Origin of the sequence: Shewanella sp. GutDb-MelDb, assembly GCF_002836075.1 — a bacterium.
Classification (GTDB): domain Bacteria; phylum Pseudomonadota; class Gammaproteobacteria; order Enterobacterales; family Shewanellaceae; genus Shewanella.
On record NZ_PJBM01000231.1, the window covers coordinates 1 to 16,603 of the forward strand.

Here is a 16,603-nt window from a genome sequence, read left to right on the forward strand (position 1 = left end):
CATTAATAATAAATAACGATATCATGTTTGGTCAATATGTATTGGTTATTGATGATCATAAATTAAATATTCAAGTGCTAAAAATAATTGCTGAAGAAAATTCGTTAAACTTTATTTATGCAACAACCGAAAGCGAAGCGTTAGAGCAAGTGTTAGCATTTTTACCTAGCAAAATTTTGACTGATATTAATTTGGATGTTACAAATGGTTTTGAACTGTCAGTCAAATTAAGAGCATGCTATAAGAAACAACAACCGCTTTTTTACGCTATGAGTGCAAGCTTGATTTCATCTTCAGATATTCGTGACTATAATTTTTCGGGAATATTGCAAAAGCCTTATAGTGTTGAAGAAATTGTAGGCTTATGCGAGCAGGGTGTTTTAAAGTAAATTTAGCATCCATTATAATCAGTCACGGCTTAACAGTATCATAGCCTTTACACCCCAAGATAAGTAACTAAGGCTATGGGAAACCATCGCTTTGTTGTTGTGCTTAGTTGCGCGAAGGTGAAGTTTTGGTAATTACTTAGCTAGTTATTAGGCATTGCAACAGAATAAATGGATACTAAAATCACCTCGTTATAGAAAATATCATTTGCAATAACGAGGCGGAATAGACGTTTTTATTAATATGGCCGTTAGAGTGTCGTTGTAGACTCAGCCATTTGTGTTTGCGCCTTTTCTTGAATTTGTGCTTTTAGCGCGGGGTCTGAAAGAATCTGTAATAATTGGTCGTGATAAGCACGAAGGACATTATTTTGAGGTGATTCATCGGCTTTTTCATCAATGACGTCCCTTTCTTGGGTGTTATGTTGATAAGTTAAACCGCTATCTTTATCAAATAGGTATGTATCAACATTGGTATCAAAATTAAATGATGAAACCCAGTTTAAATTGATGCTGAAGAACCACTCTTGCAAGTCGAGAACTAAAAGATGTTGTGACCCTTGCTCTGTTAACGTATAGCTCGCTATGGTTTCTGTCGGTACTGTTTTGAAATCAGCAGGTTTTACTTGCCATCCCTTTTCCGTTAACCCTTTTACGATTCTTTTTTGTAGCCACTGACTTAAGGTTAACGACTTATCGTCTTTTTCCGTTGCCAAGATGGTATCTACATCCCAATCAACTGGAATACCAAAGGTTGCATGTACGCGACCAACGAAAGTTTCGGGTTTACCTTCTTTAACCTTTTTACGGTTATCAATAACACTGATAAGAATGGGGGCAGCGTTATTATATTCAGGGGTAGGTGTTTGTTCTTGCAAAGCAATGGGAGAAACGCAGCCTGATAACGTTAATATGGCAAATGCCACTAATAAAATTTTGTACATTGTAAGTCCTTTTTTCATTTGTAATTAATTTGTTGTAACGGCGCTGATTATATATAACAAAATACTAATAACTCAATTGTATTAGTACTTTATTGTGGTTTCTATCTCGCTTAGATGTGAATGAGCGGCCGTATGTACGGATATTGCAGAGGCTTACGACTAACCTTGGCCGTAGGCCGTACCTTTATTCGCAATTAAATCTGCAAGTGTATCCTCTAATTTAAAAACAAAAAAAAGCTGCCAGTAAATACTGACAGCTTTTTTAGCGTAAATTCTTAGTGCTAGTTGTGAACTTAGCCTCTAACCGCTGAGATCAATCGCTCACAACTGAAATTAGAACGAAGTTCGCTTATAACGGCGATACTCAGCTGTCCAAAAGTTATCTTCGATTGCTTGAGTCAATAACTCATCGCTGCTCGGCAGTGCATGACCCTCTTCAACTGCCACTTTAGCGACAGCAAAAGCGATATGTTTACTGACGCTATGGATATCTTCAAGCTTCGGTAATAAAGAGCCTTCACCATTAATTGCAAGAGGTGAGCACTCGGCTAATGCACGGCTAGACGCCATTAGCATTGCGTCACTGACGCGGGCTGCACCAGCAGCTAACACACCAAGGCCGATGCCAGGAAAGATATAACTGTTATTGCACTGGGCTATTTCATAGGTAATGTCATCAATCACAACAGGCTCAAAGGGGCTACCTGTTGCCACTAATGCTTGGCCGTTTGTCCAATGCAAAATATCTTTTGGTGTGGCCTCTACGCGGCTTGTAGGGTTCGACAGCGGGAACACAATTGGGCGTTTACAATGGCTATGCATCGCCTTGATGATCTCTTCACTGAATAATCCTGGTGAGCCAGAGACACCAATCAACACGGTTGGCCTAGCGTTACTGACGACATCGAGTAGGGATATGTTGTCGCTGAAATTATTCCAGCTCTCTACATCACTACATTGTTGCGCTAGTTTGTGTTGAAAAGGCAGTAAGTTCGGCATGTTTGACTGTAACAAACCCCAACGGTCAACCATGAATACTCGTTGGCGTGCTTGGGTCTCGCTAATGCCTTCAGATACCATTTGCGCCACAATAGCTTCGGCAATACCACAACCTGCAGAGCCCGCACCTAAGAAGGTGATTCGTTGCCTACAAAGCTGAGTGCCAGCCGCTTTACAGGCTGCGAGTAGTGAACCTACAGTAACAGCAGCAGTGCCTTGAATATCATCATTGAAGCAGCAGTATTGATCTTTGTAACGCTCAAGCAATGGCATGGCGTTCTTTTGCGCAAAATCTTCAAATTGAATCAGTGCATCTGGCCAGCGGCGGCTAACCGCTTGCATAAAGGCTTCGACAAACTCTTTGTATTCTTCGCCGCCAATGCGTTGGTTACGCCAACCCATGTACATAGGGTCTTCAAGTAGATGTGGATTATCGGTACCGACATCAAGCGTGATTGGCAAAGTATAAGCGGGGCTAATACCACCACAGCTGGTGTAGAGCGAAAGCTTACCAATCGGGATCCCCATGCCACCAATACCTTGGTCGCCAAGACCTAGAATACGTTCACCGTCGGTGACTACGATGATTTTTACTTTTTGGCGAGTCGAGTTATTTAAGATGTCGTCGATACGATCTTTGTTCGGGTAAGAGATAAACAGCCCGCGGTTACGACGATAATCTTTTGAGAAACGCTCACATGCCATACCCACAGTAGGGGTATAGATAATAGGCATCATCTCAGAAATGTGGTTTTGCACTAAACGATGATAGAGCGTTTCGTTAGTATCTTGAATGTTCCTAAGATAGATGTGTTTGTCTAAATCATTAGAAAAATTCTTATACTGATCATAGGCGCGTGATGCTTGCTCTTCGATTGTCTCAATCACATGCGGCAATAGGCCTTCAAGATTGAAAAAAATACGTTCTTCGTCGGAAAATGCGCTGCCTTTGTTAATCAAAGGTGCTTCAAGAATGGCAGGACCGGCAAAAGGAAGATAGAGCGGGCGTTTGTTATCGTCCATTAGAAACCTTTTCTCTGTTTTTGTTAGTTTAAGGAGGTGATGTTAATCACGGAAGATTAACACAAACCGTGATCTTTGTTGCGTTTTGTCTGCCGATAAGATGAATTTTTTAATCAGAGAATATTGTTCAGTAGTGGACTTTTTCAGGTACAAAAAAGCACAGCAAATGCTGTGCTTTATTCCTTAACTCAAACTAAAGCCTAAGCTTCAGTTTCAGCGGGTTTTGGACGATGCTTCAGGGATAAACCCATTAGGAAGTTTCGTAAAACCTGATCGCCGCACGCTTTATAGTGCTTGTGGCCAGGTTTTCTAAACAGTGCGCCAAGTTCCGATTTAGACATATTAAATTCGGCTAGCGTCAGAGCTTCAATAATATCGTCTTCACGCAATTCAAAAGCAACTCTTAACTTCTTAAAGATAAGGTTGTTTGTTAGCTGTGATAATGGCTCTGGTATTTCAGCACCAGGCTTTAGTCCGCGCTTATAGATCACAAATCCATCAAGGAACATACACATGGTTTTGTCGTTACAAGGCTGATAGCCCTCTTCAGACTCTTTTTTCAACATGTTGATGATTTCTTCTTGATTGATTTCGTGATTAGCTTTAGCAAAAATGCGTAGCATTTTGGCATTGCTTAAATCAAGGATGTAGCGGACTTTACGTATAATATCGTTGTTAATCATATTTGTATTTTCTTTATGCTATTTGACTGCGCGGCTGCGTAATCATCGGTGCGTATTATAGCAGAATCGTTTGGTATTTACTTTGCTGCTAGTAAAGTTGCTGTGATTGCTTCTTTTCCTGCTTGGTATAATTTGGCTACGGGTCTGTCTTCTAACGCCACCAGTTTACTGTTAATACTATTGCGGATCTTATCGTGCAGCCCAAAAGTGCGATTGATATCTTGCAGATCCCAAGAGGTATTTTCTAAAATGACCACGTTGACGTTCGACTGTGGGTAATAGAGTGCAAGGCTGACATAGCCAGGAAGGTAACCACTATGACTATATTCAGTTATGCCGTTGATATTACTGATTTGCGTGCCATAGCCATAGCCCAATGCTCCCCAACGATGTTCTCGGGTGCTATGGGAAGTCGTCATCTCTAGTAGGCTTTGTTCACTAATAAGCTGGCCTGTGAATAGCGCATATTGAAAATGACTATAGGCATCGGCTGACGCCATCATGCCACCAGCGGTGAGCAGCTGCTGATTAATCTCGACATCAGAGGCGGCATAACTTGAGGTGTCATTGCCGTCTTGCTGCTGATGCCTTGTTTCTTCTTGGCCAAGTAACAGTAGCGGGGATGTCTTTTTGATGGTTGATGTTTTGCCTAAGTGCGCACTCAGTCCGCCCAATCCTGCCTGCAGGTTGAATGCGTTGATTTGTTCTGTAATGGGTTGTTGATTGACGGTCTCAAGTAGTTGTCCAAGCAGGGCATAACCATAGTTTGAGTATTTAAATTGGCTACCGGGTTCAAACAACGGCGGCTTACCCGCTTCGACGAGCCCTGAGGTATTACTGAGTAGGTGCGAGATGGTTACGCTGTCAGGGATATTGTCGGGACCCTTTTGTGATGGCTGTGATCCCAGATAATGATTAACCGACTGATCTAACGCTAGCTTGCCATCATCAACGGCTTTAAGCACTAGCGTGGCAGTGACCTGTTTAGATAACGAGGCGATAATAAATTCAGATTTCAGACTGACATTATCGCCGGAAATATAGGTAAACAGCGGTTGGTTATTGCGTTTTACCATAATAATGCCAGTAAAAGGCCGTTCATTTTGAGTGATGATAGTGGGTAGCTGTTTGGCTATATCACTGTTGGCTATGCGGTTGGCACTGGCTTTATTCGCAGCCCATAAGCAAAGAGTGAGCAATATAACACTCAGAATTGTTTTCGTTAAAAAATGCATCGCAGGTGTAGTCCGTTATTTAGTAAGCATCCAGTAGATGAATAAAACCGCAAAACTAATAAGGTAAGTTAAGCCAAACAAAGAGAGTATCCTCATCGCGCTACCATACCTGTCTTCAACAGGAAGTGCTGTGCTGATCATCAATTTATAGTTAAGCCAAGCGAAAATAACTGTGGTCATAAACGCAAGGATCATAACAAACTCAAGCAATGGCAGTAACGCCCCTTTAAAAAATAAAATAATAGCCAGTCCACATAAGCTCATTAAACACATCACAGTGTTAAGCCTCTTTTGGCTGTATTGGCGGCCTTTTAGCAGTTGCCAACCCATATTCAAGGTTCTGCTATAGCCATCAATAACGGTAACAGTGGTGCTGAAAATACATAAAAAGGCCACAAAACCAATTAAATATCGGCTTTCATTGCCCATCACCTTGCTATAAAGGTCGATTAGCTGCTTAGAGAACTGCACGCCAGAGGCTGAAAAGGTTTCGCCGCTGCCATGCATCACCAGAGTGCCAAGCGCCAAAAATACAATGGCGAGCAGGGCGGTAACGATATAGCCAAAGTTGAAGTCGAATAGGGCTTGTTGCTTTGTCACCTGTTGGCTTTTTTGTTTCTCCAGCAACCAGAGAGAGTTCCAAGCGCTGACCTCAATCGGTGCGGGCATCCAGCCCATCATTGCGACTAAAAAGCCGATATAAGCCCATTGCCAAGGTGAGGTAGACACAAAGCCTGGTTGCACGATAGAAGGTGCATTAAATGCGAGAGCAACCGCAATTAAGGTGGTTAATGTTAGCGCCAACATGATGATTTTCGTCATCTTGTCGAGTAGCGCATAATGGCCAAAAATGAGTATGACTAAACTCGAGATCAGCACCAGTAGCGCTAATAGGTCGATAGAGAGCGGGACAAACTGGGTCAACATTGCCGCGGTTAACATCGCTACCCCCGCTGTACTGGCTATCGCAGCTATCACATTGAGGCCGGTAAACAGTAATAAATAGTTGCGACCCTGTTTTAAATATCCCGCGAGTAAGCTCTCGCCTGTGGCGGCTGTATAGCGAGCACCAGCGGCAAAGAAGGGATACTTGAGTAAGTTGACGGCCAAAATAACCCAAGCTAATTGCCAACCAAATTCGGCGCCCGCTCGGGTAGAAGCAACCAGATGAGAGGCGCCAATGGCAGCGGCGGCCATTAAAATGCCAGGCCCCATGGCTCCGATCACAGAACCTAGCTGAAGAGGGGACTTTGATAGTGTAGGAGTACTGCTGTTGCTCATTATTTGGCTACTTCATCTGTAAAAATTTAAAGGAGGTAGGTGAATCTTTAAATTGAAATCTAAAGACTCGCTTTGTTTTCAAGGCGTTTAAGGGTATCAGAGATCTCTTGTAAAAGAGTAATCACATAAGTGTCATTATTTTCATCTGCTGTACTGTCACTTTCAAGTTGGTTCAGGGTTTCTTTTTGAGCTAACACCAAGCTTCTAAAGTGGGCTGCATCGATGATCCCTGTTAGATTTAATAGCGCGCCAGAACCCGATTGCCCCGCAGTTTCAATCGTTAATTTGTGCAGCTTAAAGAATCGCATCAGTGGCCCTTGGATTAACGCCATGTCGGTGATTTTATCTAATGGGACCGTGTTTTCGGTGCGGGTAAAAATACCTTTGCGGACGATGAGTTTTCGATCTGTGAGCTCGGTGCTCATATTGGCGATATAGCGGCGAGTAAAAATACCGCCAATGGGTAGCCAAAGCAGTAACAGTGGAATGCCGATGATGGATAACGTCAGCACGATGGCAACTGGCGTTAACCAGTATTGAGCTAAGTTAGTGGCAAACTCTGCTTGCTTGATACTTTTTTCCAAACCCTTTTGCATGGTTAACCCTTATTTTTGCAACTGATGATGGTGCGACGCGGAGCGTAGTTATGACTTGTGGCTGCTATTGTTATTGCCCTTAGGCTAACTTAAGCAAAATTGAATCTAATTTGAAGTATTTTATGTTTTTAGAATAACTTGCTGGTTCCTATTTTAGGATTATAAGAGTAGTTTAAAATGTTATTTATGTTCAAGCAGCAGGGGAAGGGCAGGATGATTACTTTATACGGGGTTCCACGTAGCCGTTCACTGAGAGTGTCATGGACGTTAGAAGAGTTAGGGCTTGAGTGGGAATATCAGTTTATTAATTTCTCAAAAGGCGACAGCCGACATCCCGATTTTCTAGCCGTTAACCCGTGTGGAAAAGTGCCAGCGCTTATCGACAATGGTAACGTTATTACCGAATCTGCCGCTATTGCTGTGTTCTTAGCTGAAAAGTATGGCGAAGGACGCTTACTGCCAAAAGCGGGCTCTGATGCCTCAGCGTTGCACCATCAATGGATAAGCTTTATTACTAATGAGCTTGAACAACCTTTGTGGAGCATCGGCAAACATAAGTTTGCGATACCAGAAGAACTTAGGCTTGAGGCGATGTTTACCGTGGCTAAGTGGGAGTTTGATAAAGCGGCGGCAATTGCTGAGCAGTGGTTGCCCGATACCCCGTTCTTGCTAGGAGCAGAGATTAGCGTAGCCGATATATTATTAGCACAGACTTTGATGTGGGCGACGCGATTTGAGCAAGATATTCCGCCTAAGCTTGCGGCATATCGAGATCGTATAACCGCGCGTAAGGCGATGGCCAGTGCTCTGAAAAAAGAGGAAGCATGCGCTGTTTAAGAGTCATAAACAGTCATTAAAAAAGCATCCAAATGGATGCTTTTTTATTTTGAGTTCAATTAAGCGACTAGAACCATCTTTAATCTATCGGTCTCAGGTTTTCTGGCAGTTCCGTCTTAGTTTGTACCGTCTTTGCTTATTCCTAGAACCTAGTATCTTCTTTAATCTATCCGTCTCAGATTATCCGGCTGTTTCGTCTTAGCTTGTTCCTAGACTCTATAACCTAGCTTTTATAACTGAGCTGCAGCCCACTTAGCACGGTTTTCTCTGCTCTCTTTAAGGCCGTCTTTGTCGCGGTAAGCTTTATACGATTCGAACTCGAGTGCGACGAGTACCACTTCAACTTCAAGTACTAGTTTACACTCTTTTTTAATGCGCCATGCTGAAGTGTTGTATAGCTCAGCTAATGGTAAGCTGCCTAAAAACTCAGGATTGTATTGTGCGTATAGCGCTTGTGTTGGGTAAACCACAAAACTTAAAGTGCGTTTAGGCTCTTTAGAAAAGAGTGCTTCGATACCGTCACACGTATTAAGTACCTGCATTTCGATAACTTCATCAATCTCTATCAGCTTCTTTTGTACGGGCATATGTGCTGGCTTTTCGCCTGCTTCCCAAGCAATAACATCGGCTTCTGATACTTTGCCTATTTCAGCTACTTGCGCAGTTGTTAGTGCCAGAGAGTGGCGAAGATACTGCATTTCAATGGCATTGAGGCCGAGATTTTTAGACATGGTGTTTCCTTAATTAGTTTTATGGTTAGCTACGCATCCAAACATTCTCGGCCCATTCCCAAAATGATTCCCAGCTGTCTTCATGGATTTCACCGTCTTGCCATAATTGTATTTCACCTTCTTGGGTGATGAAAAAGAAACTATCACCCTGCTGGCAAATAGGGATATATTCACGCGGTAAACCGATAGACCAAGCGTATGCTGTAACCTCTGATAAAAAGGTGTGCGAGTGAGGGTCGCTGGCGGTCACTGGCTCTAAGCTGCCAACGATAAGGTCACTGGCATCCAACAAGTACTCTTTCAACGCCAAAGGAAGTGGCATTAAAATTTCCTCTTCTACTTCAACAATTTGTTCAAAGGTTGCCAGCTCTAATGGTACCGGAACTGTCTCGCTCATCTCTTGTAGCTGCTCAATGATATCGTTCATAATTTTTTCGTGTGTTAAGGCTATTGGGCGGGAGTATAGACTTTTATCGGGGAAGGCACAAAAAAGCTGTGTTGAGAATAATAGGGAGCATCAGCATTTGCTGAACTCCCATTCATGTCGTTATGCTGCCACCAGAAAATCGGCTTGGTCTAAGCGCTTATATTTGAGCCACGCTTTATGGTATTGCTTGTGTGACTCTTGACGTAGTTGCACTATTTTTGTTTTTTCAATATCACTTAAATCACGTTGCTGTTGCAGGGCATGGTTCTGCATCTGTTGCACCTGTTCATAAACGAGGTGCTCATCGCCACTTTTTATGTCGGCAATATCTGCTAAGTGCAGTTGAATTTCAGCAATCATTTGTGACTTTGGCAGCTTAACAAGCAGGTTTAAATCTCGGTATCCTGAATCTTTTGGCTCAGAGAAGCGGTTTTTCACTTGAATAATCTGACTGTCAGATTTTACCAATGCATAAGCTTGCATTAGGTTATAGATATCTTTGCTAACGATACTGGCTCGTACAAGGTCAGTGAGTTGGCTGGCATCATTATTGAGTTTATTCTTTAGTTTTACCTGGGCTCTGTCTCGGCTTTTTATATCCGCTAAGACAGCGTGAGTTTGAGTTTGGTTGGTGATGCTGCTTAACAAGTCTGCGAGTTCTTGTTGTGCATCTGGCGCGATGGCGTAAAGAGTATCAAGGTCGGCGCTGGTTTGCCTTGGTTGCTGATACTGCATTGACTCTATAGCGGCCAAACCGTCGAGGTTATTAGCAAAAGCTAGCTTGGCACTGTAACCGCTGTTTGCCTCATTTGTCTCTTGCTCAATAGGGGCAATTTGGCCAATCGCCGAGCGAGTCGAGAGCAATAATAAGAAGATGAAGAATGTTCGCAATAACCGGTTCATAGCAGTCCTTTTTTGTTGCTGTGGACTTAATCTAACCCTTCAATACTTAAGCTATGCTGAATGACACATTAAGCTTTATTCATGCAGTGATATGGAACTGGAAAATTAAAAAAGCCGTTGATGAGTTATGTCATCAACGGCTTTTTTGGTTCTAAGTATACTTAGACTGAATTACCAGATTTTTACGCGTTTTTCTGGCGCAATATACATCGCATCGCCAGGCTTAACATCATAGGTGCTGTAAAATTCAGGCATGTTAGATAGCGCGCCAAGTGAGCGGAACTGTGCTGGTGAATGTGGGTCAGTTGCTACACGGTTACGCATTGACTCTTCTTTAATTTTTGCACGCCAAATTTGCGTGAAACCAATAAAGAAACGCTGATCACCGGTTAGACCGTCAATCACAGGTGCTTCTTGACCGTTAAGTGATTTCTTGTATGCACGATAAGCAATGGTTACACCCGATAGGTCGCCAATGTTTTCGCCGAGTGTCAATTCACCGTTAACGTTGAGGTCATCAAATACAGCATAATCATTATACTGATTGATTAGCGCTTTACCGCGAATAGAGAACTCTTTTAAGTCTTGCTCTGTCCACCAATCGCGCATGTTGCCTTCGCCGTCAAACTTAGCACCTTGGTCGTCAAAACCATGGCCCATTTCATGACCGATAACCGCACCAATACCACCGTAGTTTACTGCATCGTCAGCTTCCATATTAAAGAACGGAGGTTGTAAGATAGCGGCTGGAAATACGATTTCGTTCATCGTTGGATTGTAGTAAGCGTTAACCGTTTGTGGAGTCATACCCCATTCCCATGTGCGGATTGGGCCACCTAGCTTCTCAAGATCTTTTTCATGGCTCAACTGGCTTGCGCGCAGGTTGTTACCAAATAGGTCGTCAGCTTTAATCGCTAGCTTGTCGTAGCTTTCCCAACGGTCTGGATAACCAATCTTAGGATTAAATTTAGCTAACTTATCTTTAGCGGCGACTTTAGTGTCAGCGCTCATCCACTCTAAAGACTCAATGCTATCACCGTAAGAGCCACGTAGGTTTTCAACCAACGTTTGCATGCGTGTCTTTGCTTCAGGAGAAAAGTGACGCTTAACATAGACTTTACCAACAACCTCACCGAGCAGGCTGTTGACCGAGGCAACGCCACGCTTCCAGCGAGGTTCTTGCTCTTCTTGGCCGTTAAGCGTTTTAGAGAAAAACTCGAAGTTTTCAGTATCAAGCGCTTCACTTAGACTGCCTGCTGCATGTGTCAGTACCTGCCACTGCATGTAGGTCTTCCAAGTATCAAGATCAGTATTCTTGATAACGTCATTTAGACCTGAGATAAAGGTCGGCTGGTTGATTATAATATCAGCCTGCTTATCTACGCCTAATGTTGACAGGTAACCTTTCCAGTTAATATCGGGTGCTAGAGTGGCTAAATCTTTAACTTGATATAGGTTGTAACTTTTAGTGCTGTCACGTGTTTCAACGACATCCCAATGCTTTTCAGCAATTGATGTTTCAAGTGCGAGTACCGCTTCAGCACTGGCTTTAGGATTAGCCAGTCCAGCCAAGGTGTACATCTTTTCGATGTGCTCAATAAACGCCTTACGGATATTGACGAAGCGCTCATCTTGGTTAAAGTAGTAATCTTTTTCGGGCAAGCTTAGGCCGTATTGCCAGATATGCGTAGCATAACGGCTAGAATCTTTAGCATCTACGTCGATGTAAAATGCCATTGGGGTGCCGCCACCGACAATTTGGCTATGAGCAAAGTAAGTCACGAGTTCATCTTTTGACTTAATCGCGCTGACGTTATCCAGTTCGCTTTGGATTGGCTTAATGCCCAATTTGTTGAGGGTTTCAGTATCCATGAATGAACGATATAAATCGGCAACTTTTTGCTCGTCGCTACCGGCTTTAAGATCTGGCGTTGCAGCAACTTCTTCGATAATGGCTTTTACATCATCACGTGACTTTTCACGGAGATCGTAAAATGCACCAGAGCTAGTGCGGTCGCTAGGAATAGTCGTGTTCTTTATCCAAGTGCCGTTTACGTAGGAGTAAAAGTCATCTTGCGGACGAACTGACTTATCAAAATTAGCAAAATCGATGCCTGATGAAAGGGCTTTTTGTACGGCTACAGCCGTTTCCGTTTTAGTTGTTTCTGGTATCTTCGGTGCTGCTGTGTCGCTATTACACGCACTTAGGCCAACGATAAGGGAAGCGCATAAGCCCCCAACGAGTACTTTTTTCATTTTTCTTCCTTTTATATACCGTCAATTTGTTATTATATTTTGCAATTAATGACAACTAAAATGCATGTTAATAAGCTGCAAGTTACATTAAGCAACACATGTTAAGGCTTTTTTGTTTGCGTGAACAAGCATATGTTTGTAACGAAGGGCGATAATTACTTGATGATCTGTAAGAAAAGGTTTCCTTGAGGTCATTTATCTCGCTAAAGCCCGGATGAACAGTTTTATATCGACTTTAGCCATTTTGCAGGATTTCCTGCTACTACAGTCGCCGTTGGGACATCTTTTGTGACAACAGAGCCCGCTGCAACGACGGCATCATCGCCAATGCTCACCCCCGGTAAAATTATCGCGCCGCCACCAATCCATACCCGTTCACCAATATGAATCGATTGAGCTATTTCAAACCCTTGGCAACGCTTTGTCGGATCTAATGGATGATTGGCGGTGTAAAGTTGTACGTTAGGCCCGAGCATTGTTTGACGACCAATGTGGATCGGAGCGTTGTCTTGTAGCGTGACGTTGGCATTAATAAATACTTGTTCGGCAATAAAAAGGTTAATGCCGTAACTGATAAAGAAAGGTGTTCGGATCACTGTATCTGTCGCAATGTTAGGCAGTAAATCTCGGTCAATTTCGCAAGAGAGATTAACTCGATGGTTAAGTGCTTGTTGCTGTTGCCAATAGTTTGATAGTTCAGGATCAAAACAATTGTATTGTTCACCCTTCACCATCTTATCAAATTGTTTGTTTTGGGCAGAAGTCAGTAATGGCGTCATCGATCAATCCTTGTTTAGCGCATTGCACCATAGTCTTTCTGTCGCAGAGGTTACAAGCAAAACTTTGCCCTTTAGTCTCTCAGCCCTCATAATGTCGGCCATTATGGTCATATAGCTGAGTGTTACAGTGCGTTTAGATAAATATATTTGTGAGTCAACTTCCCATTCTCGTGTTTCAGCCAAAAAAGCACTGCATCGTGGCGATGTCACTTGCAACGGTGAAGTGGTTAAAACTTCAGGTTTTAAAGTCACTGATGACCATGAAATTCGTTTAGAGGGTGTGATACTCAAAGTCATTGGCCCACGTTACATCATGCTCAACAAGCCAGTTGATACTATCTGCTCAACGATTGACGAAGAGTATCCGTCTGTTATTGGCTTACTCGATGTTATTCGACCTGAAGACTTGCATATCGCAGGGCGTTTAGATGCAGACACCACAGGCCTAACCTTGATTACGACTGACGGCAAATGGTCGCACAAAGTCACCTCTCCTAAAAAAGAGTGTGGTAAACGCTATTTGCTAGAAACTGCAGAACCGCTTGCTACTGAGTTAGTTGAGCAGTTTGCGACAGGGTTACAACTTCATAATGAAGACGGTTTAACTAAGCCTGCCATACTTGAATTGTTAGGCACGCATCAAGCGCGCTTAACGATTACCGAAGGCAAATACCATCAAGTTAAACGTATGCTGGCATCTGTTGGTAATCACGTGACTAAATTACACCGTGAAAAAGTGGGCGAAATTGAACTCGATAGTACGCTTGAACTGGGTGAATGGCGTTTTTTAACTGACGCTGAAGCCAAATCAGTAAAGTAAGTCAGTAAACTTGCTCCGTAAAATAAGCCTGCAAAACACGCTGACGGTTCCTCGATAAGTGATATCAGCTTACCTGAGTGGAATTGGATAGCGGATAGTCGCTGGTTAGATAGAGCACTGAACGTGGATGCGTTCGGTGCTTTGTTGTATCTGGGAGTCATTAATCATCTGCATTGGTTGTAATATTGCCCTCTAAATAATGAAGAATGCACAAAAAAGGGCCCTCAATTGAGGGCCCAAAGACAAGGTTAAGCAAATCGCAAATGCTTAACTTTTGTGCTCTTACAGGTTAATGTAACTTTTTACGCGCGCCTCCTAATAAGCCCAATAGTGCTACGCTAAGAAACCTAAGCTGCCACCTGAATCATTGTAGTGGGTAACCATGCTTAGGCTGGCAAAGAGCAATCGCGAAATTGATTGCTCTTTGCTTGGTATTGCTAATGAGACAAGGCTATGTCGCCACTGATGGTGGATGCGCTGAGTTTTGCGCTGCCATCACCCGATTGAAACTTAAGGTAGGTTTGTGGCGAATACTTTTCTTTGGTGACTTTATCATCAGTTAATTTATTGCTGATCTTGCCACTTGGGCCGCCGTTGATGTCGAAGGACACATTGGCTTTACTGATAAACTGAATACTCATATCGCCACTGACACTGGCTAATTTAGCCCTGTCATTGAGTGAGTTTAATGACACATCGAGATCGCCACTGACGCTCTTGATATTTAAATTATCTACGTTTGCCAAGGTGACAGTTGCATCTCCAGACACCAGTTCAACCGACACTTGCGCAGCTTTGGTTGTCGCAGTGAGCTCACCACTGACGAGGCTATAGGCAATCTGTCCATCACTGTCGGTATCTTTAATTCCGCCAGATACCGTTTCTAACATCACTTTACCACTCAAATCGCGGCTTAAAATATCACCTGAAACCGTGCGGATCATCACTTTCTCACTCAACTGAGTGGCGCGAATATCCCCGCTCACAGAGCTGATGCTAATTTTGCCATTGAGGGTGTTTAAAGTGTAATTGGCTGATATTCCTTCGGCTTGAAGCTTGATTTGGCTAGGCAGCGTAATCGTCAGCTCTGAGCCATCTTTATTGCTGCCGCTGTATTGCCTTGGCATTTCATCCTCGATGACTACATGGTTGCCTTTAACAGTAAAAGTTAGCCCCTCGCTCAACTCATCAAGCTCGCCTTTAACGCTAATCTCACTCTTGTCCCATGACTTAAATATAACATTGCCCCGCTGTATGCTGACGTCGACTTTTGAATTCGGCTTAACTTGTTTTGATTGTTCAACGGCTTCAGCTGCGATAACAGATTGACTGAGTAAAAGTGCTGCTACGGTTAGGCTGGTAAGCTTTGCTGTATTCATATTAATGCTCCCTGATGTTGTGTGACTGCTGGAAGTTGTTGTCCCTGTTGCAGTAACTCTAATTCTCTTTGTTGCGTCCAAAGCCATAGCTGCCATAGCTGTTTGTCATTGGGGCTTTTCTGTAGTGTTTCAAATATCTGTAGTGCGGCTTTTCTTAGCTGCTCGATGCCTTTCTCAAATGGCAAACCTTTCTCTGTTGCTTGCCAATTCACCTTCTGGCTCTGCTGTAATAGGGCGACTTGTTGCTGATGTTGCACTCTGATGTCATCCAAAGTGCTCAGCAACGGCGACACCTCTACTTGAGCAGTTTCAATAGAAAGCAGTTGCTGACGATCCCACATCACGGTGCTTAGCACTGCAACCAATAACACCATGCTTGCGACTGCGACGCGACGCCAATGATTGGGCTGGGTGAACAGAGGTTTATCCAGCTGCTTTTCAATATCCGGCCACAGCGCACGCTCGGGGCTCATAGTCTTAGATGCTTTGGCAATGAGCTGCTCTAATTTATCTTCTGAATGACTCATTTTACTGACCTCTTACACAATGTAATACTTGGATAACTGCTCACTCTTAAGTTGATAAAATCAAGGTAAGTAGTTTAAAAATGGAGATTTTTAGACCTAGCGCTATATTTATGTCAACATCTGCGCTAGTAACTTTTGCGCTCGATGGTATTGCGCTTTACTGGTGCCAGACGCAATTCCCATTAGCTGACCAATCTCTTCATGCTTGTAGCCTTCAAGTGCAAATAGTACAAAAACAATTCGAGCTCTTTCTGGCAATTTAACTAAGATTTTGTCGAGATCTTCATATTCATCTTGTACCGCTTCAGCATCAGTTTCTGATGCTACAAATCGAGACCAAAACGAACGATGTTTCTTGAGGCTATTGAGCGCTTGGTTAACCGATAAACTGTGCAACCAAGTGGTAAATTGGCTTTGGCCTTTAAATTGCGGCAATTTCTGCCACAAGGTGACAAAACAGTCTTGAGTGGCATCTTCAGCTAAGGCAACTTGACCGGTGATGCGAAAACATAGCGCGTACACCCGTTGATGGTGTTGTTGGTAAAGCTGTTTAAATGCAGCTTTGTCGCCTTTTTTTGCACTATCGATAAGATCCGGCTCGTTGAATGAACTCTGCTGCAAGACCTTTATTTGTGCTGTCACTACATGTTCCTTATGTGCTTACCGATATAGATAAGACAAAGCTAACCTATAAAAAGGTTTAAACGAAAATAAAATAAATTATTTTTAGCGTCATCGCCGCTTTAATTAATGAGGGGGAATATGCCCAGATGGGATGCTATTTTAGGAGGAGGAGA

Annotated in this window: 17 protein-coding genes; 3 read left to right on the forward strand and 14 right to left on the reverse strand. The window is 43.1% G+C overall.

Translation table 11 applies throughout. The features are described from left to right. On the forward strand, window positions 1-389 hold a 389-nt coding region (locus CXF82_RS13550; RefSeq protein ID WP_145991692.1), incomplete at its 5' end, for a response regulator. Between the two features lie 248 nt (window positions 390-637). Here CXF82_RS13550 and CXF82_RS13555 read toward each other — a convergent pair. From CXF82_RS13555 to CXF82_RS13580, 6 genes are all read right to left on the reverse strand, one after another. After that, the gene (locus CXF82_RS13555) at window positions 638-1,330 is read right to left on the reverse strand and encodes a YajG family lipoprotein (RefSeq protein ID WP_101092920.1); all 693 of its coding nucleotides are present in this window, start codon (window positions 1,328-1,330) and stop codon (window positions 638-640) included. A 333-nt stretch (window positions 1,331-1,663) separates the two neighbouring features. Beyond that, entirely contained in the window at window positions 1,664-3,352 is a 1,689-nt protein-coding gene (locus CXF82_RS13560; protein WP_102044345.1) for an NAD-dependent malic enzyme, read from the reverse strand. 200 nt (window positions 3,353-3,552) lie between these two features. Next, complete coding sequence (locus CXF82_RS13565; RefSeq protein WP_101092916.1) at window positions 3,553-4,035, reverse strand: YehS family protein; 483 nt, start codon at window positions 4,033-4,035, stop codon at window positions 3,553-3,555. Window positions 4,036-4,112: 77 nt separating this feature from the next. Beyond that, window positions 4,113-5,270, reverse strand: coding sequence for a serine hydrolase domain-containing protein (locus CXF82_RS13570; protein WP_102044346.1), 1,158 nt, complete (start codon window positions 5,268-5,270; stop codon window positions 4,113-4,115). 15 nt (window positions 5,271-5,285) lie between these two features. Beyond that, window positions 5,286-6,551, reverse strand: a complete 1,266-nt coding sequence (locus tag CXF82_RS13575; protein WP_102038173.1) for an Nramp family divalent metal transporter — start codon at window positions 6,549-6,551, stop codon at window positions 5,286-5,288. 59 nt (window positions 6,552-6,610) lie between these two features. Then, entirely contained in the window at window positions 6,611-7,147 is a 537-nt protein-coding gene (locus tag CXF82_RS13580; RefSeq protein WP_102044347.1) for a PH domain-containing protein, read from the reverse strand. A 213-nt stretch (window positions 7,148-7,360) separates the two neighbouring features. On the opposite strand from CXF82_RS13580, the gene CXF82_RS13585 reads away from it, so the two are divergent. Next, the gene (locus CXF82_RS13585) at window positions 7,361-7,984 is read left to right on the forward strand and encodes a glutathione S-transferase family protein (protein ID WP_102044361.1); all 624 of its coding nucleotides are present in this window, start codon (window positions 7,361-7,363) and stop codon (window positions 7,982-7,984) included. Window positions 7,985-8,214: 230 nt separating this feature from the next. Here CXF82_RS13585 and CXF82_RS13590 read toward each other — a convergent pair whose 3' ends face one another. From CXF82_RS13590 to CXF82_RS13610, 5 genes are all read right to left on the reverse strand, one after another. Next, entirely contained in the window at window positions 8,215-8,715 is a 501-nt protein-coding gene (locus CXF82_RS13590) for a DUF4447 family protein (protein WP_101092907.1), read from the reverse strand. A 25-nt stretch (window positions 8,716-8,740) separates the two neighbouring features. Continuing rightward, complete coding sequence (locus CXF82_RS13595) at window positions 8,741-9,142, reverse strand: SMI1/KNR4 family protein (RefSeq protein ID WP_101092905.1); 402 nt, start codon at window positions 9,140-9,142, stop codon at window positions 8,741-8,743. Window positions 9,143-9,262: 120 nt separating this feature from the next. Continuing rightward, window positions 9,263-10,045 carry a RelA/SpoT domain-containing protein gene (locus CXF82_RS13600; protein WP_101092903.1) on the reverse strand — a complete coding sequence of 261 codons (783 nt, stop codon included), beginning with the start codon at window positions 10,043-10,045 and terminating at the stop codon, window positions 9,263-9,265. 171 nt (window positions 10,046-10,216) lie between these two features. After that, complete coding sequence (locus tag CXF82_RS13605) at window positions 10,217-12,301, reverse strand: M13 family metallopeptidase (protein ID WP_101092901.1); 2,085 nt, start codon at window positions 12,299-12,301, stop codon at window positions 10,217-10,219. A 224-nt stretch (window positions 12,302-12,525) separates the two neighbouring features. Further along, window positions 12,526-13,080 (reverse strand): sugar O-acetyltransferase, encoded by a 555-nt coding sequence (locus CXF82_RS13610; protein ID WP_101092899.1) that lies wholly within the window; start codon window positions 13,078-13,080, stop codon window positions 12,526-12,528. Between the two features lie 127 nt (window positions 13,081-13,207). Here CXF82_RS13610 and rsuA point away from each other — a divergent pair, with 127 nt between their 5' ends. Then, complete coding sequence (rsuA, locus tag CXF82_RS13615; RefSeq protein ID WP_101092897.1) at window positions 13,208-13,900, forward strand: 16S rRNA pseudouridine(516) synthase RsuA; 693 nt, start codon at window positions 13,208-13,210, stop codon at window positions 13,898-13,900. A gap of 437 nt (window positions 13,901-14,337) precedes the next feature. On the opposite strand, the gene CXF82_RS13620 is transcribed toward rsuA, so the two are convergent. From CXF82_RS13620 to CXF82_RS13630, 3 genes are all read right to left on the reverse strand, one after another. Further along, window positions 14,338-15,279: a DUF4097 family beta strand repeat-containing protein gene (locus CXF82_RS13620; protein ID WP_102044348.1), complete on the reverse strand. Its 942-nt coding sequence runs from the start codon at window positions 15,277-15,279 to the stop codon at window positions 14,338-14,340. After that, on the reverse strand, window positions 15,276-15,806 hold the full coding sequence (locus tag CXF82_RS13625; RefSeq protein WP_102044349.1) for a hypothetical protein: 531 nt from the start codon (window positions 15,804-15,806) through the stop codon (window positions 15,276-15,278). Before CXF82_RS13625 ends, CXF82_RS13620 begins: the two co-directional genes overlap by 4 nt. 108 nt (window positions 15,807-15,914) lie before the next feature. Continuing rightward, a complete protein-coding gene (locus CXF82_RS13630) occupies window positions 15,915-16,448 on the reverse strand; it encodes an RNA polymerase sigma factor (RefSeq protein ID WP_180961209.1) in 534 nt (177 codons plus the stop codon). Between the last annotated feature and the right edge of the window lie 155 nt (window positions 16,449-16,603).

Coding starts and splice junctions, on each gene's coding strand:
- CXF82_RS13555 (WP_101092920.1), bottom strand. CDS start 1,330: ATGTACAAAATTTTATTAGTGGCATTTGCCATATTAACGTTATCAGGC.
- CXF82_RS13560 (WP_102044345.1), bottom strand. CDS start 3,352: ATGGACGATAACAAACGCCCGCTCTATCTTCCTTTTGCCGGTCCTGCC.
- CXF82_RS13565 (WP_101092916.1), bottom strand. CDS start 4,035: ATGATTAACAACGATATTATACGTAAAGTCCGCTACATCCTTGATTTA.
- CXF82_RS13570 (WP_102044346.1), bottom strand. CDS start 5,270: ATGCATTTTTTAACGAAAACAATTCTGAGTGTTATATTGCTCACTCTT.
- CXF82_RS13575 (WP_102038173.1), bottom strand. CDS start 6,551: ATGAGCAACAGCAGTACTCCTACACTATCAAAGTCCCCTCTTCAGCTA.
- CXF82_RS13580 (WP_102044347.1), bottom strand. CDS start 7,147: ATGCAAAAGGGTTTGGAAAAAAGTATCAAGCAAGCAGAGTTTGCCACT.
- CXF82_RS13585 (WP_102044361.1), top strand. CDS start 7,361: ATGATTACTTTATACGGGGTTCCACGTAGCCGTTCACTGAGAGTGTCA.
- CXF82_RS13590 (WP_101092907.1), bottom strand. CDS start 8,715: ATGTCTAAAAATCTCGGCCTCAATGCCATTGAAATGCAGTATCTTCGC.
- CXF82_RS13595 (WP_101092905.1), bottom strand. CDS start 9,142: ATGAACGATATCATTGAGCAGCTACAAGAGATGAGCGAGACAGTTCCG.
- CXF82_RS13600 (WP_101092903.1), bottom strand. CDS start 10,045: ATGAACCGGTTATTGCGAACATTCTTCATCTTCTTATTATTGCTCTCG.
- CXF82_RS13605 (WP_101092901.1), bottom strand. CDS start 12,301: ATGAAAAAAGTACTCGTTGGGGGCTTATGCGCTTCCCTTATCGTTGGC.
- CXF82_RS13610 (WP_101092899.1), bottom strand. CDS start 13,080: ATGACGCCATTACTGACTTCTGCCCAAAACAAACAATTTGATAAGATG.
- CXF82_RS13620 (WP_102044348.1), bottom strand. CDS start 15,279: ATGAATACAGCAAAGCTTACCAGCCTAACCGTAGCAGCACTTTTACTC.
- CXF82_RS13625 (WP_102044349.1), bottom strand. CDS start 15,806: ATGAGTCATTCAGAAGATAAATTAGAGCAGCTCATTGCCAAAGCATCT.